General features: G+C 73.9%; 33 protein-coding genes. 27 read left to right on the forward strand and 6 right to left on the reverse strand.

What is annotated here, in order from left to right:
• Window positions 1-162: 162 nt before the first annotated feature.
• Window positions 163-891, reverse strand: coding sequence for a GOLPH3/VPS74 family protein (locus JE024_RS20000; RefSeq protein ID WP_187740953.1), 729 nt, complete (start codon window positions 889-891; stop codon window positions 163-165).
• A gap of 260 nt (window positions 892-1,151) precedes the next feature.
• Between JE024_RS20000 and JE024_RS20005 the strand changes: the two genes are divergently transcribed.
• The 3 genes from JE024_RS20005 (at window position 1,152) to JE024_RS20015 (ending at window position 7,243) form a co-directional block, all read left to right on the forward strand.
• A complete protein-coding gene (locus tag JE024_RS20005) occupies window positions 1,152-3,887 on the forward strand; it encodes a serine hydrolase (protein WP_205374891.1) in 2,736 nt (911 codons plus the stop codon).
• Between the two features lie 551 nt (window positions 3,888-4,438).
• On the forward strand, window positions 4,439-6,130 hold the full coding sequence (locus tag JE024_RS20010) for a DUF8823 domain-containing protein (protein ID WP_244883195.1): 1,692 nt from the start codon (window positions 4,439-4,441) through the stop codon (window positions 6,128-6,130).
• Window positions 6,131-6,337: 207 nt separating this feature from the next.
• Window positions 6,338-7,243, forward strand: coding sequence for an adhesin (locus JE024_RS20015; RefSeq protein ID WP_205374892.1), 906 nt, complete (start codon window positions 6,338-6,340; stop codon window positions 7,241-7,243).
• A gap of 163 nt (window positions 7,244-7,406) precedes the next feature.
• On the opposite strand, the gene JE024_RS20020 is transcribed toward JE024_RS20015, so the two are convergent.
• Window positions 7,407-8,276 carry an oxidoreductase gene (locus JE024_RS20020; RefSeq protein ID WP_205374893.1) on the reverse strand — a complete coding sequence of 290 codons (870 nt, stop codon included), beginning with the start codon at window positions 8,274-8,276 and terminating at the stop codon, window positions 7,407-7,409.
• Window positions 8,277-8,350: 74 nt separating this feature from the next.
• Here JE024_RS20020 and JE024_RS20025 point away from each other — a divergent pair, with 74 nt between their 5' ends.
• The gene (locus JE024_RS20025; RefSeq protein ID WP_205374894.1) at window positions 8,351-9,004 is read left to right on the forward strand and encodes a helix-turn-helix domain-containing protein; all 654 of its coding nucleotides are present in this window, start codon (window positions 8,351-8,353) and stop codon (window positions 9,002-9,004) included.
• A gap of 160 nt (window positions 9,005-9,164) precedes the next feature.
• A complete protein-coding gene (locus JE024_RS20030) occupies window positions 9,165-11,309 on the forward strand; it encodes an FG-GAP repeat domain-containing protein (RefSeq protein WP_205374895.1) in 2,145 nt (714 codons plus the stop codon).
• A 99-nt stretch (window positions 11,310-11,408) separates the two neighbouring features.
• On the opposite strand, the gene JE024_RS20035 is transcribed toward JE024_RS20030, so the two are convergent.
• The 4 genes from JE024_RS20035 to JE024_RS20050 form a co-directional block, all read right to left on the reverse strand.
• On the reverse strand, window positions 11,409-11,951 hold the full coding sequence (locus JE024_RS20035; RefSeq protein ID WP_205374896.1) for a hypothetical protein: 543 nt from the start codon (window positions 11,949-11,951) through the stop codon (window positions 11,409-11,411).
• Between the two features lie 114 nt (window positions 11,952-12,065).
• Window positions 12,066-13,445, reverse strand: a complete 1,380-nt coding sequence (locus JE024_RS20040; protein WP_205374897.1) for a site-specific integrase — start codon at window positions 13,443-13,445, stop codon at window positions 12,066-12,068.
• 19 nt (window positions 13,446-13,464) lie between these two features.
• Window positions 13,465-13,632 (reverse strand): hypothetical protein, encoded by a 168-nt coding sequence (locus JE024_RS20045; protein WP_205374898.1) that lies wholly within the window; start codon window positions 13,630-13,632, stop codon window positions 13,465-13,467.
• Window positions 13,633-13,957: 325 nt separating this feature from the next.
• A complete protein-coding gene (locus JE024_RS20050; protein ID WP_205374899.1) occupies window positions 13,958-14,479 on the reverse strand; it encodes a helix-turn-helix domain-containing protein in 522 nt (173 codons plus the stop codon).
• Window positions 14,480-14,672: 193 nt separating this feature from the next.
• Here JE024_RS20050 and JE024_RS20055 point away from each other — a divergent pair, with 193 nt between their 5' ends.
• The 22 genes from JE024_RS20055 (at window position 14,673) to JE024_RS20160 (ending at window position 25,501) form a co-directional block, all read left to right on the forward strand.
• Window positions 14,673-15,143: a helix-turn-helix domain-containing protein gene (locus tag JE024_RS20055; protein WP_280521564.1), complete on the forward strand. Its 471-nt coding sequence runs from the start codon at window positions 14,673-14,675 to the stop codon at window positions 15,141-15,143.
• Between the two features lie 85 nt (window positions 15,144-15,228).
• Window positions 15,229-15,669: a hypothetical protein gene (locus tag JE024_RS20060; protein WP_205374901.1), complete on the forward strand. Its 441-nt coding sequence runs from the start codon at window positions 15,229-15,231 to the stop codon at window positions 15,667-15,669.
• Window positions 15,669-16,058, forward strand: a complete 390-nt coding sequence (locus JE024_RS20065; protein ID WP_205374902.1) for a hypothetical protein — start codon at window positions 15,669-15,671, stop codon at window positions 16,056-16,058. Before JE024_RS20060 ends, JE024_RS20065 begins: the two co-directional genes overlap by 1 nt.
• Window positions 16,058-16,588, forward strand: a complete 531-nt coding sequence (locus JE024_RS20070; RefSeq protein WP_205374903.1) for a phiSA1p31-related protein — start codon at window positions 16,058-16,060, stop codon at window positions 16,586-16,588. The genes JE024_RS20065 and JE024_RS20070 overlap by 1 nt, the downstream gene beginning before the upstream one ends.
• Window positions 16,585-17,658, forward strand: coding sequence for a hypothetical protein (locus JE024_RS20075; protein WP_205374904.1), 1,074 nt, complete (start codon window positions 16,585-16,587; stop codon window positions 17,656-17,658). Before JE024_RS20070 ends, JE024_RS20075 begins: the two co-directional genes overlap by 4 nt.
• Window positions 17,655-17,897 carry a hypothetical protein gene (locus JE024_RS20080; protein ID WP_205374905.1) on the forward strand — a complete coding sequence of 81 codons (243 nt, stop codon included), beginning with the start codon at window positions 17,655-17,657 and terminating at the stop codon, window positions 17,895-17,897. The genes JE024_RS20075 and JE024_RS20080 overlap by 4 nt, the downstream gene beginning before the upstream one ends.
• Before the next feature lie 213 nt (window positions 17,898-18,110).
• Window positions 18,111-18,419, forward strand: coding sequence for a hypothetical protein (locus JE024_RS20085; protein WP_205374906.1), 309 nt, complete (start codon window positions 18,111-18,113; stop codon window positions 18,417-18,419).
• Window positions 18,416-18,664: a hypothetical protein gene (locus JE024_RS20090; protein ID WP_205376777.1), complete on the forward strand. Its 249-nt coding sequence runs from the start codon at window positions 18,416-18,418 to the stop codon at window positions 18,662-18,664. The genes JE024_RS20085 and JE024_RS20090 overlap by 4 nt, the downstream gene beginning before the upstream one ends.
• Window positions 18,624-19,082: a hypothetical protein gene (locus tag JE024_RS20095; protein WP_205374907.1), complete on the forward strand. Its 459-nt coding sequence runs from the start codon at window positions 18,624-18,626 to the stop codon at window positions 19,080-19,082. Before JE024_RS20090 ends, JE024_RS20095 begins: the two co-directional genes overlap by 41 nt.
• On the forward strand, window positions 19,079-19,555 hold the full coding sequence (locus tag JE024_RS20100; protein ID WP_205374908.1) for a helix-turn-helix domain-containing protein: 477 nt from the start codon (window positions 19,079-19,081) through the stop codon (window positions 19,553-19,555). Before JE024_RS20095 ends, JE024_RS20100 begins: the two co-directional genes overlap by 4 nt.
• Window positions 19,556-19,572: 17 nt before the next feature.
• A complete protein-coding gene (locus JE024_RS20105; RefSeq protein WP_205374909.1) occupies window positions 19,573-19,716 on the forward strand; it encodes a hypothetical protein in 144 nt (47 codons plus the stop codon).
• Window positions 19,717-19,738: 22 nt separating this feature from the next.
• On the forward strand, window positions 19,739-21,337 hold the full coding sequence (locus JE024_RS20110; protein ID WP_205374910.1) for a hypothetical protein: 1,599 nt from the start codon (window positions 19,739-19,741) through the stop codon (window positions 21,335-21,337).
• Window positions 21,327-21,638 (forward strand): hypothetical protein, encoded by a 312-nt coding sequence (locus JE024_RS20115; RefSeq protein ID WP_205374911.1) that lies wholly within the window; start codon window positions 21,327-21,329, stop codon window positions 21,636-21,638. Before JE024_RS20110 ends, JE024_RS20115 begins: the two co-directional genes overlap by 11 nt.
• Window positions 21,635-22,036: a hypothetical protein gene (locus tag JE024_RS41185; protein ID WP_244882997.1), complete on the forward strand. Its 402-nt coding sequence runs from the start codon at window positions 21,635-21,637 to the stop codon at window positions 22,034-22,036. The genes JE024_RS20115 and JE024_RS41185 overlap by 4 nt, the downstream gene beginning before the upstream one ends.
• Window positions 22,033-22,353, forward strand: a complete 321-nt coding sequence (locus tag JE024_RS20125; protein WP_205374912.1) for a hypothetical protein — start codon at window positions 22,033-22,035, stop codon at window positions 22,351-22,353. Before JE024_RS41185 ends, JE024_RS20125 begins: the two co-directional genes overlap by 4 nt.
• Window positions 22,353-22,571, forward strand: a complete 219-nt coding sequence (locus tag JE024_RS20130; RefSeq protein WP_205374913.1) for a hypothetical protein — start codon at window positions 22,353-22,355, stop codon at window positions 22,569-22,571. The genes JE024_RS20125 and JE024_RS20130 overlap by 1 nt, the downstream gene beginning before the upstream one ends.
• Before the next feature lie 17 nt (window positions 22,572-22,588).
• Window positions 22,589-22,906 (forward strand): hypothetical protein, encoded by a 318-nt coding sequence (locus JE024_RS20135; RefSeq protein ID WP_205374914.1) that lies wholly within the window; start codon window positions 22,589-22,591, stop codon window positions 22,904-22,906.
• Window positions 22,903-23,088, forward strand: a complete 186-nt coding sequence (locus JE024_RS20140; protein ID WP_205374915.1) for a hypothetical protein — start codon at window positions 22,903-22,905, stop codon at window positions 23,086-23,088. The genes JE024_RS20135 and JE024_RS20140 overlap by 4 nt, the downstream gene beginning before the upstream one ends.
• A 4-nt stretch (window positions 23,089-23,092) precedes the next feature.
• Window positions 23,093-23,785 carry a hypothetical protein gene (locus tag JE024_RS20145; RefSeq protein ID WP_205374916.1) on the forward strand — a complete coding sequence of 231 codons (693 nt, stop codon included), beginning with the start codon at window positions 23,093-23,095 and terminating at the stop codon, window positions 23,783-23,785.
• An 85-nt stretch (window positions 23,786-23,870) separates the two neighbouring features.
• Window positions 23,871-24,635 (forward strand): hypothetical protein, encoded by a 765-nt coding sequence (locus JE024_RS20150; protein WP_205374917.1) that lies wholly within the window; start codon window positions 23,871-23,873, stop codon window positions 24,633-24,635.
• Between the two features lie 492 nt (window positions 24,636-25,127).
• Complete coding sequence (locus tag JE024_RS20155) at window positions 25,128-25,298, forward strand: hypothetical protein (protein ID WP_205374918.1); 171 nt, start codon at window positions 25,128-25,130, stop codon at window positions 25,296-25,298.
• Window positions 25,298-25,501, forward strand: coding sequence for a hypothetical protein (locus JE024_RS20160; RefSeq protein WP_205374919.1), 204 nt, complete (start codon window positions 25,298-25,300; stop codon window positions 25,499-25,501). The genes JE024_RS20155 and JE024_RS20160 overlap by 1 nt, the downstream gene beginning before the upstream one ends.
• Window positions 25,502-25,529 lie beyond the last annotated feature (28 nt).

Raw genomic sequence — 25,529 nt, forward strand, 5'->3', positions numbered from 1 at the left:
CCACCAATGGTCGTTCCTGCGCGGCGAAATGGCCACACACGCGAACGCGCGGGGCAGCGGTGAGGCTGCCCCGCGCGTTCCGTGCGGCTCCCGGACCGGGTCTTCGTGGGGACGTCGGTGCGGCGGTGGTGGTGCGGGTGGTCCCGGAGGGCCGCCCTCTGTTCAGTGGGCGGCGACGCGTGCCATGGAACCGCCGTGCGGCTGCATGGGCACAGGTCCCGGCTGGCGGCCGGGGCCGCTCGCCGGCTGGTTGCGGCGCGGCTGTGCGCCCACGCCGTTCTGGACGTCCATCACGGCGTGCGCCACGAGACCGCCCATCGGGTCGTGCCTGATGAGGTCCCTCAGGCGGGACCTCGAGGAACGCCCTTCGTTCCCCGGGTACAGGTGCTTGCCGAGACCGACCGCGTGGGCCAGTGCGGCGAGCGCCGCGGTCCGCGGGTCCGGCGGTACACCGGTGCGGATCGCACTGTCGAGCCGGGCCCTGATGTCCCGGCTGATCGCGGTGTCCGTCGCCTGGTAGCGAGTCGTCGGCAGCACCCCGCACATCTGGCCCTCCACGGCATGCACCATGCCGCAGCGTTCCAGATGCGAGAGATAGATCTGGCGCAGCCCCAGCCGGGGCCCGCCGATCCAGTGGACGGCCCGGACCGGACTGCCGCGTCTGCGCAGCAGTTCCAGTGCGGAGTCCAGAGTCGGATCTCCGGTCGGCCGTGGCATCACCACGGCGATACGATCCCCGTCAGGGGCTATCCGTCCTGCCAGGGCCAGCTCCACTAGCTGAGCTCCTGCCAGGCCGAGGTCGAGCGACTGCGGCTGCGCTGTGGTACCCGTGGCCGGGTCCAGAGCGAGCAGCAGAAGCTCTTCCGGAAGTGTTCTGCGGCTCCTGCCCATCCATGCCTCCCCGCGTGGATGTCTGACAGGGTGACCCCTCTCACATTGGTCTGTCGAGAGGGCCTGGGTGCTTTGTTAGGGAACCGATAGGTATGTCGTTCTCGTCTAGCACCGGAGCCATGCGCTCACACAGGACACTGGTACATGGTTCGGACACGGCGGTCCTCGGGTGCCGAGGCCCGGCGCGGCAAGCGTAACGACTCGTGTCGTACGTCGGACAGACGTGCGGCGCGTGGCACATGACTCATGGAGGAGGCACGGTGGCGGGCGAGTCCCCCGACAAGTCGGAGCAGCGGAAGTCGTCGGGGGAGACGACTGGGAGCGAACGTGACCCGCGTCTCGCGATGTTCCGCGAGGGTTCCCCGGCGTCTCCGGCCTCCTCGGAACCGTCGCCGCCGTCATCGGCGGCGACGGACGAGCGCACGGCGGTCTTCCGGCTGCCTCCGCGCGACCGCGCGGAGACGGCCGGAGCGACGGCCGGGGAAGCGCCCGCGGGGGCGTCCGCGGACGCGGAGCCGGGTGACGGCGACGCCGACGCGTCGGCACCGTCCGCCGGGGTGCCTGCGGGCGCGGCGGGCGACGGCGGGGTGACGGACGCGTCCGCGTCTGCATCCGCGTCCTCGGACGACGAGCCCTCCGGGACGGCGACCGACGACGAGGCTGCCGAGGAGGAGCGCGGGGCGGACTCCGGCGCGGGTTCCGACACGGAGGCGGCCGAGGCCGGTTCCGGGGCGGGAGCGGACGCGGAGGCGGAGGCGGAGGCGCCCGAGGGCGGTTCCGACGCGGACTCCGTCTCCGGTGCCGCCGGGACCCGGAACGCTCCGGACGCGGACGCCGATGCCCACGCGGCTCCGGAGAAGCCCGAGGACGGCGCGGACCGGACGGCGGCGAAGCCTGCCGTGGACGCGACGGCGGACGACGCCGGTGACGACGCGAACGACGACGCGAGCGACGACGCGTCCGCGTCGTCGTCCGACGCCCCCGCCGGTGACGAGCGCCTGCGCGCGGCCGTGGCCGCCTGGGTGGCGACCGGGGACGACGAGCCGGGGGACGGCTCCGAGAGTGCCGGGACGCCGCAGAAAGCTTCCCCCGAGGCCGCACAGGCCCCTGAGGCCGACGGTACGGCCCCGGGCGACGCGGAGAAGGGGAGAGCCCCCGCTGCGGGCTCTGAGCCGACGTCCTCCGCGGACGGCGACGACGACGAGGTCCCCTCGTCCGACGCCTCCGACGCCGAGGACGACGACGCCCCCGCGACGGCCGCCGCCGAAGAAGCGTCCGCCCCCGCCCCCAAGAGCACCCCCGACGCCGACGGCAGCGGCGACACCGACACCGACTCCGGCAAGACCCCCGCAGGGGACACCCCCGCGGTCGATCAGCCGACCGCGGTGTTCAAGGCTCCGAAGCGCCCGGTGGTGGACCAGCCCACCACCGCGCTCAAGCTGCCCAAGCCCGCGAGCGACCCCGAGCCCGCCACCCCGGCCGGAGCCGAGGCCGACTCGGAGCGCACCAGCACCTTCGTGCCGCTGCGCCGCGACGACGCCCGGCCCGCCGCGGCGGGCGCGGCCGCCCGCCCGAAGCCCGCCGCCCCCGCGGCGAACGCCCCCGCCGCCCCCGCGGCGAAGGCGGGCACGGCGAAGGCGACCACGGCGGAGGCCGACGCGCCCGCCGCCTCGCTGACCGAGGCCGAGCGCACCAGGCAGCAGCCCATGCCGCCGCTCCCGCCGCTCGACCTGCTCGCCGAGCTGACGAACACCCCGCCGCCGCCCGAGACGCCGACCCGCACCGTCGTGCGGCGGATCAAGATCTGGACGCCGCTGGTCGCCCTGCTGCTGATCGTCTTCGCGATCGCGCAGGCGCTGCGCCCGCTCCCGCAGCCCGAGCTGACGCTGACCGCCGACGCGGAGTACACCTTCGACGGAGGCCGTCCGTCCCTGCCGTGGCCGGACGAGGGCCAGGGCCAGATCGTCGTGTCCGGGGTCGGCGTCGTCGGCCAGTTCGGCGACGAGAAGCCCGTCCCGATCGCCAGCGTGACCAAGACGATGACGGCGTACATCATCATGCGCGACCACCCGCTCAAGCGCGGCGAGGACGGCGAGTCCATCCCGGTCGACGCGCTCGCGGAGAAGGAGGGCGGCTACGACGAGACCAACGACGAGTCGACCCTCAACACCATCAAGGAGGGCGACACGATCTCCGTGCGCGACGCCCTCAGCGCGATCATGATTCCGTCCGCGAACAACGTCGCGCGGCTCGTCGCCCGCTGGGACGCCGGTTCCGAGGAGGCGTTCGTCAAGAAGATGAACGACACCGCCAAGGACCTCGGCATGACGAACACGACGTACACCGACCCCTCCGGCCTCGACGCGACCACCGTCTCGACCGCCGCGGACCAGGTGAAGCTGGGCCAGGCCCTGGTGAAGAACAAGGCCATGGTCGACATCACCCGCGTACAGGAGTGGTACGACCCCTCGGGCAAGCGCCACAGCAACTACAACACCCTCATGCCGAGGAACGGCGCGATCGGCATCAAGACCGGCTCGACGACCAAGGCCGGCGGCAACCTGCTCTTCGCCGCCTACAAGGACATCGGCGGGTCGACCCAGACGATCGTCGGCGCCGTCCTCAGCCAGCACGAGTCGCCCATCCTGGAGACGGTCAACCGGGTCAGCGAGGAGGTCCTCGTCGCCACCCGTGAGGCGCTGCTGGAGCAGAAGGTCGTCAAGAAGGGCGATGTCGTCGGGTACGTCGACGACGGCCTCGGCGGGCAGACCCCCGTCGTGGCGACCAAGGACCTGACGATCGTCGGCTGGACGGGCCTCAAGCTGGAGGCGAGCATCACCGACGGCGGCAAGAAGCTGCCGCACACCGCCGAGGCCGGCACGGTCGTCGGCAGTCTGACGGCCGGCACGGGCCCGGGGACCATAAGCGTCCCCGTCGCGCTCCAGCAGGACCTGGTGGAGCCCGGCTTCGGCGACAAGCTGACCAGGATCGGCTAGCCGCCGCGCGGGCGTCCCGGGAGACCGGGACGCCCGCGTGTTAGCGTCCCCGGGCAACTGCGGGGTACCGGACGGCGTCCTTCCCCGCGGGAGCGGAGGAGCCGCCGGGGCCCACCGCGGCCGGCGGCTGCACGGGTACGGGCACCACGGCACACAGCTCCAGCAGGACGCAGACGACATGCCCGGGGGACGGCAGAAGGAACAGGACGGGGAGAGCCGCAGTGACCACCGCCGAGCCGACACACGCGGATGGCAGCAGCACCGGCGCCGGCGGCACCGCGTCGCGGGACCACGACGCTTCCGGCACCACCCCGGCCCGCGACCGGGCCCCCGAGCACGACCGGGCCCGCGAGCAAGACCGCGGCCACGGGACCGATCAGGCCCCCGCCCGCGAGGACGCCCCCGACGACGCCCCCGCACACGACACCGACCCGGACCGCCCCCGCGAGAACCCCCGCGACCACGCCCCCCGCGTCCCGCGAATACCGCCGTCGTCCGCCACCGGCCGTCCGGGCGCACCCGCCGGCGGGTCGCGCGTCACGGACTTCGTCCTGCACCCCGTCACCCTGGCGACCGCCGCCGCCGCGGCCGTCCACCTGGCGTGGTTCTTCTTCTTCGCGAACAGCGGCGGCGACATCGCCGCCCAGGACGCCTGGGCGGAGTTCGTCGGCCGGCACCCCGACTCCGCGTACAACCTCGCCTGGTACGGCGGGATGCACCCCGTCTCGTACAGCGTGGTGTCCCCGTACCTGATGTCCGTCCTCGGGGTCCGGACGACGATGATCGTCGCGGGCACGGTGTCGGCCGCCCTGACCGCGCTGATCCTCACCCGGCTGAAGGCCGTGCGGAACCCGGTCGCCTGCGCGCTCGCCGGGGTGTTCGCCTTCCTGTGCAACGCGCTCTCCGGGCGGGTCACCTTCGGCCTCGGCATGATGTTCGCGCTCGCCGCGGTGGGCGCCGTCTTCTGCTGGCCGCACCGCTGGCGACGCCACCGCTGGGCGAAGGCGGCCTTCGCCGCACCGCTCGCCGGGCTCGCGACCGCCGCCAGCCCCGTCGCAGGGCTCTTCCTCGGCGTCGTGGCCGCCGCGCTGTTCCTGACCGGCCGCCGGCCGGGGGCGTACGCGCTGGGCCTCGCGCCGGTCGCCGTCGTCGGACTGTCGGCCTGGCTGTTCCCGTTCTCCGGTACGCAGCCGATGTCGCTGGCCTCCACCTCGCTGCCGTTCGTCTTCGGCGTGCTGGTGCTGCTCCTCGTACCGGCCGGGTGGCGCACCGTGCGCATCGCCGCCGGGGTGTACGCGCTCGGCACCCTGCTGACCTGGCTGATCGACTCGCAGATCGGCTCCAACGTCTCGCGGCTGCCGATGCTCTTCGCCGGGGTGGTGCTCCTCGCGGCCCTGCCGTACACCGCGCCGCGCTCGCGCAAGTGGTACGCCCTGGTGATCGCCTTCGCCGGCCTGAACTTCTGGATCGGCTTCAAGGGCGTCGACGACATCGTCCGCACCGCCCCCGCCGCGTCCTGGAACCGGGAGCTCGCCCCCCTGGTGAACCAGCTCCAGCGGGTCGGCGCCGAACGCGGACGGGTCGAGGTCGTGCCCGAGAGCAGCCACCGCGAGGCGTCGGCGCTGGCCCCGTACGTCAACCTGGCCCGCGGCTGGAACCGGCAGGCCGACATGGAGCGCAACCCGCTCTTCTACGACGACGAGAAGCTCCTCGACGCCGCCACCTACCGCGCCTGGCTGGACCGCTGGGCCGTGCACTACGTCGTGCTGCCGAACGGGCGGCCGGACTCCAGCGGGGCGGTGCGCGAGGCCGAGCTCGTCGCCGAGGGCCTGCCGTACCTCACCCGGGTCTGGGGCGACGCCAACTGGCAGCTCTTCGCCGTGCGGAACCCGGCGCCCCTCGCCGCCCCGCCGGCGGACGTCCGCCACGCGGGCGCGGGCGAGATGACGATCCAGGTCCGTGCCGCGGGCCGGGTGCTGATCCGCGTCCCGTACTCGCCGTGGCTGAGCCTGGTCGACGAGGACGGCAACAGCCTCGAAGGGCCGCAGGAGACCGAGGAGTCGAAGCTCCGGGAGGACGGCCCCAAGACCTGGGACAACACCAACGGCTGCCTGCTCAAGGCGGAGGAGGACGCCGAGGGCGACGAGTGGACGGAACTGCTCGCGCCCCGGGCCGGCGTCTACCGGCTCGCCGCGCCCTACCAGTTCCCGCGCGGTACCCCCTGCCCGGACGAGCTCCGCTGAGGCGGGTCCGTTCGGGCCGCGGACGGGAGGCGAACCCGCGCTGCCCGGCCGCGGACGGGCCGCGAACCCGTGCTTCCCGGGCCGCGAACCCGCGCTTCCCGGGCCGCGATTCTTACCCGCGTTAACACTTATGCGCCCCGGGGCGCTCGTGCATAGTGGAGCCGCTTCCGGCAAACCGATCAGTCGGTCCACGAGGTGCGGTGCTTCATGGCGTACGAACAGAACGGCCACGTCGCGGGTCCCCGCCCGGCGCCGGAGCGCGAGGCTCCGCGCCCCGGCCGGGGGAGTGCCCGCCCTCGCCCCGCGCCGGAGCGCGAGGCTCCCCGCCCCGCGGTGGTGACCGCGACCGCGCTGTTGACGGTGCTCGCCCTCGGCGCAGCCCTCGCCGGGTGCGGGCCGCTCGACGACGGGCGCGCGGCCGGCGACGCCCCGCCCGCGGGCATCGACCCCGGTCTCGACGAACTCGGCGGCGCCCCGCAGCGGATCGCACCCTCCACCGTTCCGTCCGACGCGCCCTCCCCGCCGCTGCCCAGCCCGCGGCCCAAGCCCCCGTCCGCCTCCGCCCCGGGCTCCGCCGCGCCGCCCGGGAGCCGCCCCGGCCCCTCCTACGAGGCGTGGGCGGGCCCCGGCTGCGCGGGAGGCGGGCGCTACGAGGAGGAGGGCCGCTACGACGACGGCGACGAGGGCTGGTACACCGTGCGCTCCGGCGGACATCGCGGCGACGGCTGCGACGGCCGCTTCACCGCGATCCCGATGTCGGGCGCCCGCGACGAGGACAGCGGCGGCCGGGCGACCTGGAGCTGGTACGTCGGCAGCGGCTACCGCACCTGCACGGTGGCCGTCGTCGTACCCGCGAGCGAGCGCGCCGAGGACGTGGCGGGCCAACCGTCCACCTACCGCGTCCTGTCCGACCCGGGCGACCCGGACAGCGCCGTGCGCACCTTCGAGATCGACCAGACCCGGCTGCGCGGCGAGGGCGTCGTCGTCGAACGCGTCCCCGTCCACGACCAGCGCCTGACCGTGCAACTCGTCGACCGGGGCCAGGACTGGGGCCGCGACCGGAAGGGCGCCCACCACGCGGCCGCCCAGATGCGGGCCGAGTGCGGCGGCTGAACACCTGGTGGTCCACGCGGTGTTCCTGACCCGTCGGTGACATTCCGGGTATCGCTCCGGGACCGGTACCGCCGGAGACCGCGTCCGGACCATGCGGAGACCGCGTCCGGACCATGCGGAGACCGCGCCCGGACGGCATCCGGAGCCCCGAGCGGGCCACGCGTCAGGCGAGGTCGGAGAGATCCTCCGGTGAGAGGGTGATCGCCCCGGCGGCGATGTTCTCCTCCAGGTGGGCCAGGGAGCCCGTGCCGGGTATGGCCAGCGTGACGGGGGACGAGGCGAGCAGCCAGGCCAGGGCGATCTGGGGCACCGTTGCCCCGTGCCGCTCCGCGACCGCGACCGCGACCGCGGCCGTCCGGTCGGCGGTGAGGTCGCCGCGACCACCGCCCAGCGGGAAGAACGGCACATAGGCGATGCCCGCCTCCGCACAGGCGGCCAGGAGGCCGGCGTCGTCCCGCTTGGCCGCGTGGAAGTGGTTCTGCACGGCCGCGACGGGAGCGATCGCGCGTGCCTCGGCGAGATGCCCGGCGGTGACGTTGCTCAGGCCGAGGTGGCGGATCAGACCCTCCTCACGCAGCGCGGCCAGCGCCTCGAACCGGGCGGCCACGGATTCGCCGTGCGGCGGCGGGGCGATGCCGCCGATGCGCAGATAGACGAGATCGAGGCGCTCCACACCGAGGGTCTCCAGGTTCTCCTCGACCAGCCGGCGCAGCCCGGCGGGATCGGTGATCGCGGCCAGGCCGCCGTCGGGGGTCCGGTCCGGGCCGACCTTGGTGGCGAGGACGAGGCCGGCCGGGTAGGGGTGAAGGGCCTCCCGTATCAGGGTGTTGGCACGGACGGTGCCGTCGCCGCTGGTGTAGAAGGCGGCGGTGTCGATGTGGTCGACGCCGAGCTCCACGGCCCGGCGCAGGACGGCGCGGCCGGTCTCCGGGTCCCGGGCGGGGCCGCGGAAGACGTTCGTGGGCAGACGCATCGCCCCGAAGCCGATCCGGTTGATCAGGAGGTCGCCGTCGAGGCGGAAGCCGTTGGTCATGCGTCCAGGCTGGCCGCGGGACCACCTGGGTCGCGAGTCTGTGGCACCTTGCTGCCATCGGGCAGGATGAGGGCGTGGCAGAGACCCTGACGATCCGTGGCGACCTGGAACTCCTCGCCCGCGCCGGGCACCTGTTCTCCTCGGTCCGTGAGGAACTTGTGTGCGCCGCCCGTGATGTCGGCACCTGGCCCCGCCCCGGTGCCCGGGAAGCCGCTCGCGAGCGCATGCGGAACGGCGGTACCCAGCAGGTCCGCAAGCTGTTCAGCCCGTCCGCGCTGGCCGACGAGCGCAGCCGCGCGCACCTGAAGGAGGTCGTGGCCATGGGCGCGCAGGTGCGGATCGCCGCCACCGCCCTCCCGCACGAGACGATCGTCATCGACCGCCGGTACGCGATCCTCGCCGGCCCGCACCTTCCCGGAGGCCGGGAGTACACCGTGACCACCGAGCCCAACCTGGTCGGCGGAGTGCACACGTTGTTCACGGCCGCGTGGGAGGCGGCCACCGATCTCGGAGCCTTCCTCCGGGGCGAGCATCCCCACCTCGACGACGGCGGCCGGAGGGTGCTGCGCACGCTGGCATCGGGCGCCACCGACGAGACGGCCGCCCGAGAGCTGGGCATGTCCCTCCGTACCTACCGCCGCCGGGTCGCCGAACTTCTGGCCGCCCTCGACGCGGACTCACGCTTCCAGGCCGGGGTGCGCGTGGGTGAGCTGGGACTGAGCGGCTGACACCGGAGACTCCACGGGCCACGCCACACGTTCCGGCCCGACTCCCCGACTCCCCGGCGCCGTGGCCCCGCGGCGTACAACCGTCCGCCCCTCTCCGGGGTCTTGCGGGTGCGGCCTTCTCCGCCGCACCCGCAGGACCCTTCCGAGGAGGCCCCACCGCATGTCGCGCGCCCGCGTCCGCACCAACCGGTTCCGGCTGACCGCAGCCGTCACCGTCGCTCTGGCCGCCACGGCCGCCGGCACACTCGCCACCCCCACGGCCTCCGCCGCCTCCGCCACGCCCGCCACCGCCGCGGCCTCCGCCGCTCCCGCCGCGGTGCGGGACGTCGCACCGTTCCCGGCGGGCGGCACGCTCCTCAGCGCCGGGCCGACCGGCTTCCTCGCGAAGGCGGGCACCACCGCGACGCCGTACTTCTGGACCGGGTACGACGGCACGGTCACCCCGCTGCCCGGCTCCCGCTACTACGGCGCCGCCGGCACCGACACGATCGTGCGGGCCGAGGAGAACGGCACGTACACCCTGTACGACATGGGCACCGGCGCCGAACCGGTCGTCATCACGACCCCCGGCACGCTCGCGGGCGTCGTGGGCTCGACGCTGGTGACGACGGACGGCGACGGGATCCATCTGGTGCACAGGGCGGGGGACGAGATCGTCTGCCGCGCGGTGACCGGCCTCCCCGGCCCCTCACGGGTCGAGACCTTCGGAGAGGGCACGTTCACTGCGGTGACCGGTGGCGGGGCGCTCCTGTCCCTGGTGGACGTCGCCACCGCCTCGGCGGTCGCGACCGTCGAGTCCGACAACAGCGTGCTGGGGTTCGAGGCCGTGGCCGGGTCGCCGACACATCTGACCTGGTACGACTACACGCCCGCGGACGACGGCGGGCACTTCCACGTGCTCGACCGCACCACGGGCACGTCCCGGATCCTGCCCGAGGGCGTCGGCGGTCGCCCACCGGCCCTGTCGAAGGACTGGCTGGCGCTCCTGAACACCAGCAGGGCCTCCGGACGGCCACTCCTCCTCCACTCCCTGAAGGACGGCCGGAACCTGCGCGTCCTCGACCGCGCGGACGAGGTGAAGGTCGCTGCCGACGGAACCTTCCTCGTGCGGGGCAACCTCGCGCGCCAGGACGGGATCTACCGTGTCTCCGTCGGCGATGACGGAGCGCCCCGAGCCGAGCTCGTGGCGGACGGCGGACGCCTCGCGGACCTCACCGTGACGCGCCAGGCGGTGCCGTCCGTCCTCGACTTCGACGAGGAGGACGACTGGGCGACCGTCGTCTTCGGCTTCAACCACTCCGTGTCGATCACGTTCACGCTGACGCACACCGCCACCGGCCGGCAGCGGACCTTCGGGTACTCCACCGGTTCGCAGCCCGAGTACCGCTTCACCCTGAACAGCGACGGCGGCTGGTGGGACCCGGCGGACTACAGCGGGGCGTACACCTGGACGATGACGGCCAAGGAGACGGAGAACGTCGGGCCGGGCGTCGAGCGGACGGGCAGCCTCGTGCTGAAGCGTCCCTTCCTACCGCGCGACTACGACGCCAACGGGTCCCCGGACGTGCTCGTCCGCGACAGCGCGGGCGGGCTGGCCGCGTACGACACCAAGGAACTGCGCCACATGCTGGCGGGCGACGAGCTGGCCCCGACCACCCTGGGCACCGGCTGGAACACGTACACGCTGATGGCCGCCCCGGGCGACCTCGGCGGCTCCGCGGCGGACGACGTCGTCGGCCGCGACCGCGACGGCGTCCTCTGGCTTCACCGGGGCGAGGGGCAGACGCTGCTCCCGCGCACCAAGGTCGGCGGCGGCTGGCAGGTCTACAACAAGATCACCGCCGGCTCCGACCTGAACGGCGACGGCCGGGGCGACCTCCTCGCCACCGACACCTCCGGCGTCCTGTGGTTCTACGCCGCCACCGGTGACGCCGACGCCCCCTTCAAGCCCCGCAAGAAGGTCGGCGGCGGCTGGGGCGTCTACAACCTCCTCACCGCCCCGGGCAACATCGCCGGCGCCACCGGCGGCGACCTCCTGGCCCGCGACACCTCCGGCACCCTGTGGATGTACCTCGGCAAGGGCGACGGCACCTTCACCGCCCGCCGCCGGGTCGGCGGCGGCTGGCAGCAGTTCAGCCACCTCACCGCCTTCGGCGACAAGAACGGGGACGGCCGCCGCGACCTCCACGCGATCGGCCCCTCCGGCTCCCGCTCCTACCACGCCACCGGCTCCGTGGACCGCCCCTTCGGCACCCCGGAAACGCTTCACCTGCGGTCCGACACCACGTTCAAGACCGTCTTCTGACCCCTGCACCCCCCAGGCCCCGGACCACCGGTCCGGGGCCTGCCCGGCAGGCCTCCAGTTCCACCCCGGCCAGCAGGCCCTCCAGTTCCACCCCGGCCGTCAGGCCCCGCGCCTGCACCGCTCCAGCGCCTCCCCGACGTCCGCGCCGTCCTCGACGAGGAGTTCGCCCGCCGCCACAAGACTCCGCCAGAACACGGCAGCGTCACCCCCGGACCGCGGCCCGACCGCGGCGAGCCCGACGAACGCCTTGTCGAGCCACCCCGCCTTCAGCGCCCGGATCACCCCGACCGCCCGGCCACTGGCGATGCCTCCGGAAGCCCGCATGGCGGCCTCCATCCACCGCCGCGCCTCCGCACCCCGCGCGCTCACCGCCCGGGGCACGTCGAACGCACCGTGCGCCTCGAGCAACTCCCCCGCGAACCGCTCCTCGCCCGCCTCCAGATCCTCCACCCCGCCGAACCACCACGGCTCCCCCGCCTCCGCCCGCGACATCCCGAGCGCCTCCCGAACGGCCACCAGCGCACCCCGCGCCCCGGCGGCCGGCACCAGCCCGACGAACGCGTCAACGGGCGAGCCCCGCCGCAGCATGTCGCGCGCGGCGCGCACGAGCGCGTCCACCTCACCGGCATCCGATGCGGTCACGAACGCCCCCTTCCCTGAACGCGAAAGGGCATCCAGCGAGATCGCTGGATGCCCTTCCCTCGTGTGCCCCCGGCAGGATTCGAACCTGCGACACCCGCTTTAGGAGAGCGGCTCTCATGCCACCCTGCCACCGTCTCTGACCTGGGGTGCAGGCCTCAGCCCGGGGGCCTCAGTGATCTTTTGGGAGGATTTTAGGAGGACGGAGCGGGACCACAGCGTCGGGAGCCCGACGTTGCGCATCGCCCGCTGCCAGACCCCCTCCAGGCCGTCGAGCCGATGCTGCCGCATCTCCGGCGTCACATGCTGGTACACCCTCTTGATGCCAGGGCGCCGGTGCCCCATCGCCTCGAACGCGAGCGGCTCGGCAACGTCGATCTCCGCCTGCAGGGTGTCGTGCAGGTGGCGCAGCGCGCGCATGTCGACGCCCGGGCAGATCGGTTCCCACGCCTCCCGGTGTGAGACGCCCTGGCGCCTCTCCCGCTCATCCCGCCCATCGGCCGCCGGCCTGAGTGTGCGACCCCAGTTCCCGCGGCGCCAGGGCTTGCCCGAGGGCGTGCAGAACGTCCGCTCGTGCGGCCAGTCCCACAGATGGCGTTCCAGCAGGCGCGCCAGCGACAGCGGCACATCAACGTCCCTTGTTTCGCCGTCCGTCTTCGTCGGCTCGAGGCCGATGAACGTCCCCAGCTTCCGGCCCTCGTCGTCGCGCTGCTCGTACTCCGCGATTTCCTCCACGACCGAGATCATCGGGCACTCGAAGACGCCGGCGCCCCACGGCTGCCGCCGGCGCCGCAACGCGTTGTCCCGATGCAGCCCGAGGCTCTCGCCCCACCGCAGCCCGGTGAAGGCGACGGTCAGGACGTGAGCGCCGTTCGCCGGGCCGAGGCGCTCGGCGAGCAGGAAGACGTCCTCGGGACGCACCCCGTCGCCCGTCCACACCGACTGCTTGCGCCGCGCCCGGGCCGCCTTGTTCCCGGCCCTGGTGCCCGGCGCCGGCACCAGCTCGACGGCCGGCTTCGTCCGCCGGCGCCCATAGATGGGGTTCACGTCGACCTTCTTGGAGTCGACCGCGGCCGTGATGATGGTCGACAGCAGGGACACGATGTGGCCACGGGTGACGTCGTCGCACGGGAGCTTCAGCTGCCAGGTGTCCACGTCGTACCACGTGATCGCCCGCATGTCCGTCGACTCCCAGCGGGGGAGCAGGTAGCTCTCGAGGTAGTCCCACCGCCGGCTGTTCGTCCTGCCGCGCTTCTGCCGGTCCTTCATGTACTGCCGGGCAAAGGTGCCGAACGCGGCCGCCTCCGTGGGGCGCATCTGTCTCTGCCCTGCCTTGAGTAGGGCCTCCTGCTTCCGCCCGTACTCCAGCGCCGTCTTCTTCGTCGGGAAGCCTGACTCGGAGTCGGGCCTCCCCTGCGCGTTGGTGAAGCGCACCCGCCAGGAGACTTCCCCCTTGCGACCCTTCGCCGTACTCACACGCTTCTCTGCCCAGGCCATGCCTCCGCCCCTTCCGCGATCAGGGGTGCCAACGGACCGAGGCGTCCGCCGGCCCCGGACTCAGAGCGTCTTCCTCCTGCGCGTACTCCCGGGCCTCCTCCGCCGTGAGGAAGCCCGCCTCGGAGTCCATCGACCCATCCGGATTGGTGAAGCGCACCCGCCAGGACACCTCGCCTGAACGGCTCACACGCTTCTCTCTTCTAGCCATGGCTCCGCCCCTTCCACTGTCAGGGGTGCCAGCGGACCGTGATTTCCACCGGTCCCACCCCCGGGACCCTTCCGTCGAGGCACGTGAGCAGGTCCTCAACGATGTACAGCACCCACCCCGTCCCGCGTGGCCGCAGCCACGCGAGTGCACCGGCGGGCATTGACTTGACGCACACGATCTCTATCCGCACCGGTCTCCCCAGACGCTGGCTCCGAGCGGCGGCACCTCCAGTAACAGGAGAGCCATGCAACCACACATACGGCGCATTTGGGAGAGAAGATGCTCACTTACTAAACATTCACGATCACTCTCGGTGGTCGGTGTTCCGGAGCTCAGCCTCCGTCTGCTCCCACCGCAGCAGCGCCCGCCGCATCTGATCCGGCGTCAGCTCGCCGCGTCCGCGCACGATGACGACCATCTTCGCGTCGGAGTCCTCGTCATCGCCCGCCGGCAGATCGATGACCGCGGTATCGATCAGCGGCCCGTCCGCGAGAGCCGCCCTGATCCGCCACGGCAACTCGCTGACCAGCTCTGGAGCCACGCTGGCCACGCCAAGGCTCGGAGACTGAGAGTTGCCTGACTCCTCCGGCTCCGCCATCGTCGGCTCCCCACCAACGAGGACGGCCTCGGGTGAGTCGGCAGTCCAGCCCACCTCTGTGGCATACGCGCGGATCGTCGGGCTGATGCGCGAAACCTGGCCGCGCTCGATACGCAGCAGCGCTCCCCGGCCAACGCCGATAGCGGCGGCCACCGCCTGCTGCTCGAGTCCGCGAGCCTCGCGAGCGGCCTTGAGCCGTTGCCCTAGCCGCGCCCAGTCTCGATCCATAACGCACATGATGCCGCATCCCATGCAACCGCGACAGCCAGGAATCGGCCGCACCGCTCTCCGAAACGGAGCATCGGGAGCACGCCGGGGCGTACGCACTAGCCGGGTCCCGGCCGTGCGCGACAGTGTCGATGCGCTCGATTACGACGCATAGCGCTTGCCAACGCTCCATTCGTGGGCTTCACTATGACGCGTGACACCGAATGGGATTGCAATACGGCGCATCAGGCAGGATCGAAAAATGAGCCTGCGTGCTCTGTCCCGGCTGGTTGGTCTCGATCGCGGCTACCTCTCCCGGCTGGAGAGAGGGCTCGTACACAGACCCGCTGACGACAAGCTCCGTGCGATCGCCGCCGCCCTCGAGGTGTCCACCACCGACATCACCGAGAGGAGAGACATCACCATGACGACAGCACTCCGGCCCATCCCGCCCGTCGACGACAGCGGCACCGACCCGGCTGAGCTCGTCCACTACACGCCGTACCAGGTCGCTGATCACGGCTGGCTGCCCATGGCCGGCCGCACGCTCCGCGACATGGCCGTCAAGCGCAGAGTCCCCCACAGCCAGGCCGGCGGCCGCATCACCTTCACCCTCGCGCACGTCCGGGAGATCGCCGCCTCGTATGAGGTGCGCCCGATCACCGAGACCAAGCACGGCGCCTGACAACACGAACGGGGCCGCCCGGACCCTGGCCGGTCCCTGGCGACCCCTCCGGCCCACCTCATCACTCGAGAAACGAGGCTCACCGTTGAGCACACACACTAGCGACCCCGGCCGTACGGCCGCTCTCGCCATCGACGCGCTCGGCCGTATGCACCGCGACGCGGCCGCCATCAGCAGCGCCCTCACGCAGCTCCTCGCCGAGGCCGGCGACCTGCCCGCCCTGGTCAGCGTGCATACCGGACTCGGCGACGATCACCGCGGCCCGCGCATCATGCTGCAGGCTCACGACGTCGACGGCGCCCGTGCCTGGGCCGCCTACCTGCAGATCACGCTGACCACCTCAGACCTCCCCTTCGTCGGTCGCGATGGTGGGACCAGAACCGTCAAGGGCTCCATCGAGCGTTACGAGCGTGACGGAGTCAGCATCTCCCTGGCCGGGGTCAGCCTCCTCTACACCGCCTCCGAGTGGGCCGGGCTCATGGCCGAGACGCCGGCGGACGAGGCCGGGGCCGAGGTGACCGCGTGATGACGACTCCGACCCCTCCCACCGGCACGATCACCGTGCAGACCAGCGACGTACGCCACACCCCGGACCCGCGTGACCGCATGATGCACGCCCTGGCCGCCGTCGAGGACGTCCTCAGCGCGCTGCAGGGCGGCACCCCGGGCCACATCCGGATCAGCACCGAGCGGGGCGGCACCTGCCACGTCGTGATGACGTGCTCCGGTGAGCTGGTCCGCGAGTTCGCCGCCCGGTTCCACGTCGAGCCGTGCCTGGTCTCCTGCCTGTTCGGCGAGGGGTCCCACTGGCTGGAGGCGAACGCCATCGTGCGGGGCGTCACGGTGAAGTGCGGCACCCTCGCCAGCGACGAGACCGCCGGCGTCACCGGCCCGGCCGGGACGGGTGGTGCCTGATGGGGGCCCACACCTACATGCTCGGCGCGGTCCCCGGTATCGACCCGGGCGTTGAGATCGACCTCACCCGCGTGCGGGAGGACAGCGTCGGGGCTCACTGGTTCTGGGACCGCACGTTCACCCCCGACGGCGTCCCCGTCATGGAGCGCCTCGGCCGCCCGGAGGTCCCGGGCGGCGACACGCTGCTGCCGCTGGACCAACTCGTCACCCGGCGCGGCCCGCTCAGCGCCGTCCCCGCCGTAAGGCCCCCGGACATCGCGCTGGTCCACTCCGTCCTGGGCGCCCTGGCCGACGGCTCCGACGAGGTCCCGCCCCCGGTTCCGGTCCGGCCCGTGCTCCGCTCCCCGGCCTCGACCACCACCGCGGTGGCCACGCTGCCGGCCACCGACCCGGCGACCCTCGCGACCCGCAAGACCGTGCGGGCTCACGCCGCGGCGCGCCGGGCGCTCCCCGGCCGCGCCGCCCGCCCCCACCTGCGCGGGGGTGCCCGCTTGCGCGGTGGTTCCCGCCTGCTCGGGGGTGCGCGGTGAGCGATTCCCGTATCACCGGCGCCGAGGCCGTGATCCGCAGCGCCGTCCAGTCCGGCAAGGACGCCCACCACGTCGCCACCCTGCTGGAGACCGCCGGGTGTCTCCAGACCCCCGGCGAGGTCCGCGACCTCTACACCCGGCTCCACGGCACGCAGGCTGCCGTCGAGCGCGCCCACGCCCGCGTCGAGGAGTTGCAGCACGCGTGGGAGACCACGCTGGTTGCACGGCTGGTCCTGCAGATGCAGCGCGACGGCGCGATGCGCGCGCTGGCCGGACACAGCCTGGTGCGGTCGTGCGACCGGTGCCAGTGCACCGAGGACCACGCCTGCGACGGCGGCTGCTCCTGGGTCCCCAACCGCCACGGGATCGACGTGTGCTCAGGCTGCCTCACCGAGGACGGCCGCTGCACCACCCCGCACTGCGGCACCTACGGCCACGACGACATCCCGCCCCAGGGCTGGATCCTCGTCGACATCGCCGGCAGCACCGAGCCCTCTCGCTACCGCTGCTCGCCGTGGTGCGCGCAGATCGCCCTGCAGCGCATCGGCATGGAGATGGCCGACACCGACCGCGCGGCCGCGGCCGCCACCGTGCTGGAGAAGGACACCCGCGACAGCGCGTCGCGTACGGGCGAGTCCACTCCCGCACCGCTGGTGGTCGACCGGTTCGAGATGGCCGACCCGGAGTCCACGCCGGACGGCGACGAGGCCCTGCGCATCCTCGCGGCCGCGCAGGACGGCCGCCCTGTCGTCCTGGTCCTCGACGCCGACACCCGCGCCCGCGTCGCGTCCTGGCTCGGCCACCCCCTTCGCGCCTACCTCACCCGGTACGACCACGCGCCCGCCCCCATGGGCTGGTACGGCACCGAGGCCGGCGCCCGCGCACACTGCGAGGCCGAGCTCGCCGCCGAGCACCCGGGCGGCACCCCGCCCGTACCGGACTGGATCACGGACGAGGAGGACGGCGTCGCCGAGCTGGTCGCCACCTTCGGCAAGGGCAAGGAAACCACCGGCTACCACGTCGTCGCCATCGACCTCCCGGCCGCCTACGACCCCGAGGCGACGTGGTGACCGCGCTGGAGCGGGCACTCACCCGCCACCACAGCCTGACCGCTGGTGACCCGGAAGCCTTCGCCCACGGGTTCCACCGGGCGCTGTTCGACACACGGAACGGCCGGGACACGGAGGCCGAGTGGCTGCGTATCCGTCACCTCCCCGCCCGTCCGGCCGAGGAGGCCGGGTACCTCGAGGGCCTCGCGTCGCTCCGTGAGCCCGCCGCCCCACCCCAAGGGCGGAGGCCAGCACGGTGAGCGGCGACGTCCGATGGACGGTAGCCGTCTCCGCCGCCGCGTGGATCGGCCTCGTCATCGTCGTGTTCCGGATCGTGCCGCCCGTCGTGCGCCTGGTCCGCAAGGCAGCGCAGGCCGCCTTGCAGGGGGCCTTGCGGGCCGCCCCGGCGGTCGCCCTGGTCCTCGTCGTCCTGGGAGATCCACGTGTGGGAGGCCCGCGTGTGGGAGGTCCTCGTGCCTGACGTCGTCGCCTACCTCGTCCTCGCCGTCCTCCTGGCCGTCGCGTGCGTGGTGGCCGTGGTCGCCGGCCTGCTGCTCCTCGCCGCGTGGCGGTGGGGGCAGGGCGCCGTCGCCCTGGTGGTGAGCGAGCGCCGAACGGCCCGCCTGCGGGCGGCCCTTGTCGCCGAGCTCGCCGACCCCGGGCAGGTCTATCTGCCCTGCCACACCCCCGTGTGCGGGCACATGCACACGGTTCATCACCCCGACGCCGACGGCCGCATGCGGTGCGAGCACTGCGACACCCCCGCCGACATCGACCAGTGACCGGCGCTCCCGACCCCGACCCGCCGCAGTGCGAACACCCGGTTGAGCCGCACGCCGGCGGCCTGCCCCGGCTGTTCCCGGGCGGCCGGTTCTGCGACCTGCACACCCCCCGCGCCCGCCGGGGCCTGCCGGAGATCCCGCCCGGCCCCGGCTGGCCCCCCGGCAACTACCTCAACCAGCGCGACCTCGACCAAGAGGAGAACCATGACGACCCCGACCCCGCGCCCGATCCCGACGCCGCGTGACCTCGCGCAGCGCCCCGCCAGGCCCGCACCCGCGCCGTGCGTCTCCGAGGCCCTGGCCCGGATGCTGACCAGCCTCCCCGACGGCTCGTTCCTGTCCACCTGGTACGCCGGCGCGGACAGCTCCAGCCTCCGCCCGAACGTGCGCCTGGTCGCCGCAGCCCTCGCGACCCTCGCCGACCCGGACACCGGACAGATCCCCGACGACAAGCAGCCCACCGCCAGCGACCTGATCCCAGCAACGGGCCTGTCCGGCGCGGAGATCGGCCTCGCCCTCGGCATGCTCCGCCAACGCTGCTGGCTCCAGCGCAGCCGCCGCGCCCTGCGCCCGGACGGCGTCCCGCGCCGCCACCTCACCCTCACCATCCCCGCCGCGTACCTGCCCCGCCTCACCACCCCGGCCGCCGGAGGCGAGGAGTGAGCATCGGGCCCTCGACGCGCGCCCGGATCATGGCCGGCCTCGCCGACGGCCGCACTGACGCCGAGCTTGCCGCAGACCTCGGCATCGCAGTGGGCACGCTGCAGTGCTACATCGCCGCCCTGTGCCGTCAGTACAAGGTCCCAGGACGGAACGCCCTGATCCCCCTCGCCGTTCAGCGCGGGTGGCTCCCGGCGGCCGCCGATGTGCCGCTGCCCCGGCCTGTCGGGCCTCTGGGGCTGGTGCTGCTGTGCATCGCGGCCGGTCGCACGATGCAGGACATCGGCCGCCACGCCGGCTGCTCCGAGTCCACCGCCCGGCGCCATGCCAAGGACGTCTGCGCCCACTACGGCGCCACGACACGCACCCAGGCCGTCGCCCTCGCGATCCGGTCCCGGCACCTCGCCCCACACCAGGCGTTCACCACGATCCCCGCCAACCCCTTCCCCCGCACCCGCCCCGGCCGTACGGCCTGACCAGGAGACCCACTGCCATGGACGACTGCGAAGACTGCGGCCGCACCCTCTGCCGCGACTGCGGCACGCACTACTGCTGCGAGGACTGCCCCTGCGGCCGGTCCCACACCTGCACCTGCGTGTGCGCCGACTACGACCGCCACCTCACCTACGCCGACTGACCCACCCCGGGAGACCCACGCCATGTCCGCCGCCGTCGCGCACGCAGCACCCACCGGTGCTGCACCGGCGCGCCCCCACGCAGCCGCGCCCGCGGCCGCCGGGGCACGCCCGCGTGCCGGCGGCGGGCTCCGTATCTGTGTTCCTCTGCGCCTGGTTGTAGGTGCGCAGTACCGCGACGCGGCCCTGCGCACCTACATCAAGATCGCAGCGCTCTCGCTCCGCCCCGCCGGCTGCCGCGCCAAGGTCGTCACGATCGCGGGCTGGTTGAACACGTCCGCCTCGGAGATCGAGCGCGGCCTGCGCGACCTGCAGAACCCCGACCCGGTCGACGGCATCACCGAGGTCATCACCACCCGCAAGACTCTGCCGGACGGCACCGGCGAGTCCGCCCACCGCACCGTCCGCCCCCTCGACACCGATGCCGGCGGCGAGCTGTTCGTCTGGATCCCGGTCCGGGCCGCGGACGTCCTGCGGCCCCGCCTGCTGCGCCTGTACGCAGCTATCGCCTACGCGCAGGCCCGGCGCATGCCGCTGACCGTGCGGGAGCTCGCCGACCACCTGCGCCACGAGTCCGGCGACCACCAGGGCGAGACGCTCACCGCGCGGCAGACGGCCCGCCTCCTCGAGGAGCTCGCCGCGACCGGCTGGATCACCGTCCACCACCGGCAGGGCCCGCGCGGCCGCCACGCCTACGAGGCCAACCCCAGCCCGCTGCACGCTGTGCCCGCCCCGGCGGCCGCCACCGTGGTGGTCGTCCCGGCCGCGCCCGCGCGAACGCGGGTGCCCGCCAAGGCGGCCGACGTATGCCCTGACATCCGTGACGGATCGGCCCCCGACGATCATGACGGGTCCCCCTGTGAGGAAGACCGGCCTACTGACCGACCCGACTACTCGCCCAGCTCAGCCGTGGGATCCGCCGTCAGGCGTCTACCGGTTGTAGCGGGGGAGCCTGTGGACAACTCGGCCCCGGACACGTTCCGGTCCGGTCGGCGCCGGGGTACAAGCGGCGCCTGCAGCGGAGGCCCGGCTGACGGATCGGCTCCGACGCTGTCCGCCCGTGCCTGGTCGGTCCTGGCCCCTGTGCGGCATCTCCTCGACGGCGACGAGCGCGGGTTCGTGCTCGCCCGGATCGAGCGGGAGATCTCCCGCCAGCTCGCCGCCGGCGTCGGCATTGCCCGGATCACCGACCGGCTGCAGCGGCGCTACGCCTGCACCACCCCGGTGCGCGACGGCGGCCGCTGGATCCTCGGCGCAGGCCTGCCACGGCGCGGCTGCGGTCTCGACGCGTGCGAGGACGGCGTGATCTGGCACAGCGGCCAGGCCTGCGGCGTGTGCGCAGACCTCGCCCTCACCCCGCCGCCCGGCGAGCCGCAGGCGCCGGCGGCCGCCGAGGAGCAGCCACCCATCCCGGCCCCCGCGGCCGCGCCACCCCCGGCGCTTCCGCCCGGGCCGATCCCGCCGGAGCTCACCCGCGGGCAGCTCGCCGCGCTCCGGGCCGCCGCCGGACCCGACACCATCCGCGCCGCCGTCGCCCAGTACGGCCGCGCCCACGCCACCTACCTCTACGGCTGGCGCGCCCTCGCCGCCTACGACGACGCAGGAGGACCTGATGCTCAGTGAGCACGACGTGCAGACATGCGAGAGCTGCGGTGCGCGGATCCGGTGGACCGTCACGGCTGCCGGGAAGCGGCTGCCCGTGGATGCGGACCCGGCCGCCGACGGCAACACCGCGGCGTACTACGACGGCACCGGCCGGCTCCGGTCCCGTGGGCTCACCCGGGAGCGGCCCGTCCTCGAACACGCCGAGTGGCTCGCCCGCCCACACTTCGCCACCTGCACCCGGCCGCCCGCCCGGCGGAGCTCCCGCTCCGGGGCCCGTGCCCGGCAGGGCGTGCGCCCGGGCCACTGGCGGCCGCGGTGAGCGCCCGTCCGGCGGTCACCGTCCCGGACGCGATCGCCGCGGTGGTCGCGGCGGAGGCCGAGGACTACGTGACCGCCCGGGCTCTGACGGGCCCGCTGCAGCACGGCGAGTACGTCGCCATCGGCCATGCCGTCGTCGCCGGTCTCCGGGGCGCCGGCTGGCACATCACCCCCCTGCCCACCCTGGAGGTCCCGACCATGTCACACGGTCCCTGCCCGTCCTGCGCCGCGCCCAAGAGCCCCGGCAAATACGTGTGCCTGGACTGCTGGCAGGCGCTGCCCGCCGTCACCCGCCGGCGCCTCTCCCGCCGCGACGCCCAGGCCATGGCCCGGCTCCGCGAGCTCCACCGCCAACTCGGCTGCGCCGTACCGCTCCACAAGATCACGGTCTCGCCGTGACCGTCGCCGCGCTCCGTGCGCTCCTCGACACCGCCCGCCCGGGCGTCACCCGGCACCCGGCACCGCTCATCCCGCACACCGCCCACCGCAGACAGGACCCTCATGCCCAACCCGCCCGCAGGCCGCCGCTGATGGCCACTCACCTCGTTCTCCCCGGCGGCATCGCGTCCGCCGTCACCCTCGTCGACGCGCTCCTGGTCGCGGCCGACGCCCGCCAGCAGTCGGACCCGGCGCAGGCCTCCGGCTGGCGCGGCCTCGCGCACCAGCTCGGTGACGCGCTCGACAGCCTGCCCACCCCGACGGGGGAGCGGACGTGATGCGGCTGCGCCTGGTGGCGCCGCGTGGGTCGGACACCCGGTACGTCCTGACCTACGTCGGGGCCGTCGTCGCCCTGGCCGTATCGATCACCTGCGCCGCGGCCGCCGTCTGGCCGCCGGCGATCTGCGCCTACTCGGCCGCCCTCACCCTCGCCCTGGCCGTCAGCCGCCAGCACGAAGCCCGCACCGCCGCGGCCGCCGCCGAGCACGCCGCCTGACCGAAGGACGAACGCTGATGTCCCGCCCGCCTGTCTACGTCCGAGGCCTGCGCCTGTACATGCCGCACGGGGCCGTCCTCGAGGGCCTCGTCTGGCCGGACGGCCGCTGCCTCCTCTCCGAGGACCCCCTGTACGGCCTCACCGTCGGCGCGCCGACGGCCGAGGACCTCGCCCGCGGATTCGCCGGCGCCCGGGTCGAGTGGGCGACGCCCGCCGGCCCCGCCCTGCAGCAGCTCGTCGAGCAGTGGGCCGCCCAGCCCGACCGGTACGCCGCCCTGCAGGAGCTCATGACCGCCCTGACCGACGACATGACCCCGTCTGGAGACCCGACGTGATCGACCCCTACGCCTCCACCACCCACCGCGCCGTCGACCCGGCCCTGGCCGCCGCCCGGGAGCTCGCCGACGGCGGCGCCCACGTCCACCTCGTCGACGACGGGACCGCCACCTGCCTGACCGGCGGCTGCCTGCCGCCCGCCCTGATCGGCACCGCTACGACCGGAGGCCACCGTGCATGACCCGTTGACCGTCGCGTTTCACATCCGCCGCCCCTGGCCCGGGCCCGCCCAGAGGCCCGCCGCCGGCGACCCGTCGGTGCGCTGGCGTATCCGCCTCCACCACACCTGCGGTACGTGGTGCGCCGAGGACCCGCCCCACCGCCCGCGCGCCCTCCCCTGGTGGAAGGCCTCCAGCTACACCCCGTTCTGGACCCTGGCCGGCCGCGAGTTCTACTTCCCGGCGCTGGTGGTCGTGTGGCACCGCGAGCCCGGCGGCCGCGACGGCCTCACCGTCTGCGGCCGCCGGGTCCAGCGCCGCGACGGCACATGGCGATGGCGCCGCGGCTGGCGCCTGCACGTCCACCACTGGCGGATCCAGCTCCCGCCCCTGCAGGCCCTGCGCCGGCACCTGTTGACCCGCTGCGCCTGGTGCAAGGGCCGATCCCGCCGGGGTGACGCGGTCAACATCAGCCACCAGTGGAACGGCCCGCGCGGCCGCTGGTGGCGCGGCGAACCCGGCCTCTATCACCGGGACTGCTCCGCGATCAGCAACGCGCACGACACCTGCACCTGCGACGTGCCCGTCATCGGACGCCGCGACTACGGGGAGTGCGGCATGTGCGGGCGCTTCCGTCCGTACGGCGTCACGCCCGAGCGCCTGGCCCGGGCCCGCGCCCTGGCCGTCATCCCCCGCGGCTCCCGTACCCCCACCCCGTAGCCGCACAGCACCACGGGGTGCGCCCGGGCCGCCACGGCCAAGGGCGCACCCCACCACCCAGCACCAACGCCCAGGGAGTCACGCCATGATCACCAGCACTGAGACGTCCGCCGCTCTCCTCGGCATTGCCCGCGCCTGGGCGCCGCTGACCGAGGCCGTACAGGACGCACGGCAGCACGCGTGGCCCCCGCTCACCCTGCGCCAGTACCTCGCCCAGTCCGGGGACGAGGAGGAGCTTGAGGCCCGCACCTGGCGCGCCGAGGCCCTGCGCGCACTGGAGCGCGACCCGGCGCAGATCGGCCGGCGCCCCGTCCCGCTCCGCCTCGACCTCATCGGCACCATCGCCCTGATCGAGGCCGGCCTCCTGGAGCTCGCCGACACCACCGCCGCCATGGTGCAGCGCCCCCCGATCTCCCCGCCCCGGCCGCGCCGCGCCGCGTACGCCACGACCAGGGCGCAGCGCCTCGTGTGGGAGGACCACGCCCGCCGGGTCGCCGCCGCCCAGGCCGACGCCACCGACGTCCGCCGGTGGCGCTACGCCCACCCGGTCACCGGCCGCCACCCGGCGACCGGCCGGGACGCCGCCCTGTGGCTGCTGGGTCGCGTGACCGGTGCCCGCGGCCCGTTCCATCCGCTCCCCGACCCGCTGCGGCAGCGCATCGCCCGCGCCGCCGCCCACGCGGAGGCCTGCATCGACCAGTCCCTTGGCCTCGGCGCCGGGCACACCACCCTCGCCATGCCGTGCACCTGCGGCGGCCGGATCCGCCTCTACGGCGACGGCACCCTGCCCACCGCCCGCTGCACCGGCCCGTGCGCACGCACCTGGCACGCCGCCGCCATGCCCGCATGAGCACACGAGTAGGCCCCGCCGTGGTGACGGCGGGGCCCTGTGCGGATCGAGCGGGCGCTACCCGGTCGCGGGCGGAGCAGCTCGGCGCGGTGCCCTGTCCGGGCCCCGCCCCGGCCGCTTGCTCCGCGTGTTCATGTACGTCACCAGCGCCTCGTACGGCAGGGTCCGTGCTCCCGCGACCGTGCCGTAGTCCGCCGCCCCAACCGGCCATTCAGGGTCCGTTCGCGCGAGCTTCCGCAGTCCCTCGGGGGTCATGCTGCGGACGATCTGATCAGCGACCAGACGATCGGCTGCCTGCGCAAACGTGAGCATGGTGCGCTGCTCCTCCTTCCGACGCCTGCTTTCGGGCATGCCCCATCCTCTCTGAATAGTTGCGTCCGACGCAACTATTCCGTACCTTCGGATCAGTAACACAGAAGGCCCCGGCCGGAGTTACCGCTCCATGTGGCCGGGGCCAGACCACCCGCAACCGTGACGAAGGAGTGGTCCGCCATGGAGCGTACCGACCAGCAGCCCGCCCAGCCCAGCCAGGAGGACCGCGTCGCCGCGCTGCACCGCGCCTGCGCCGCCGACTACCGGGCCGCCGCCCCGGCCCGAGCGAACGCCGACCGCGGCGACGCCTGGACCCTCAACAGCGCCCGCGACTCCGCCGCCGGCCTCTGATGCGCTGGCCCACCCTCAGCCCGAAGCCCAAGGCGACGGCCACCGACACCCCGGTCACGGACTGGAAGGCCCGCCCGGACCGCGCCGGCCGCCAGCGCCGCGCCACGCACCACCGCGGCGGCGCCGCCCGCGCGGCCGCCGCCGGCCAGCGGTGGGAGGACGGCGACCGCGCCCGCGAACGCGGCCTCTTCCGCCGCCGCTGACACCCCACCGACCGGGCCGGGCCCTGAC

Source organism: Streptomyces zhihengii (assembly GCF_016919245.1).
Classification (GTDB): Bacteria; Actinomycetota; Actinomycetes; order Streptomycetales; family Streptomycetaceae; genus Streptomyces; species Streptomyces zhihengii.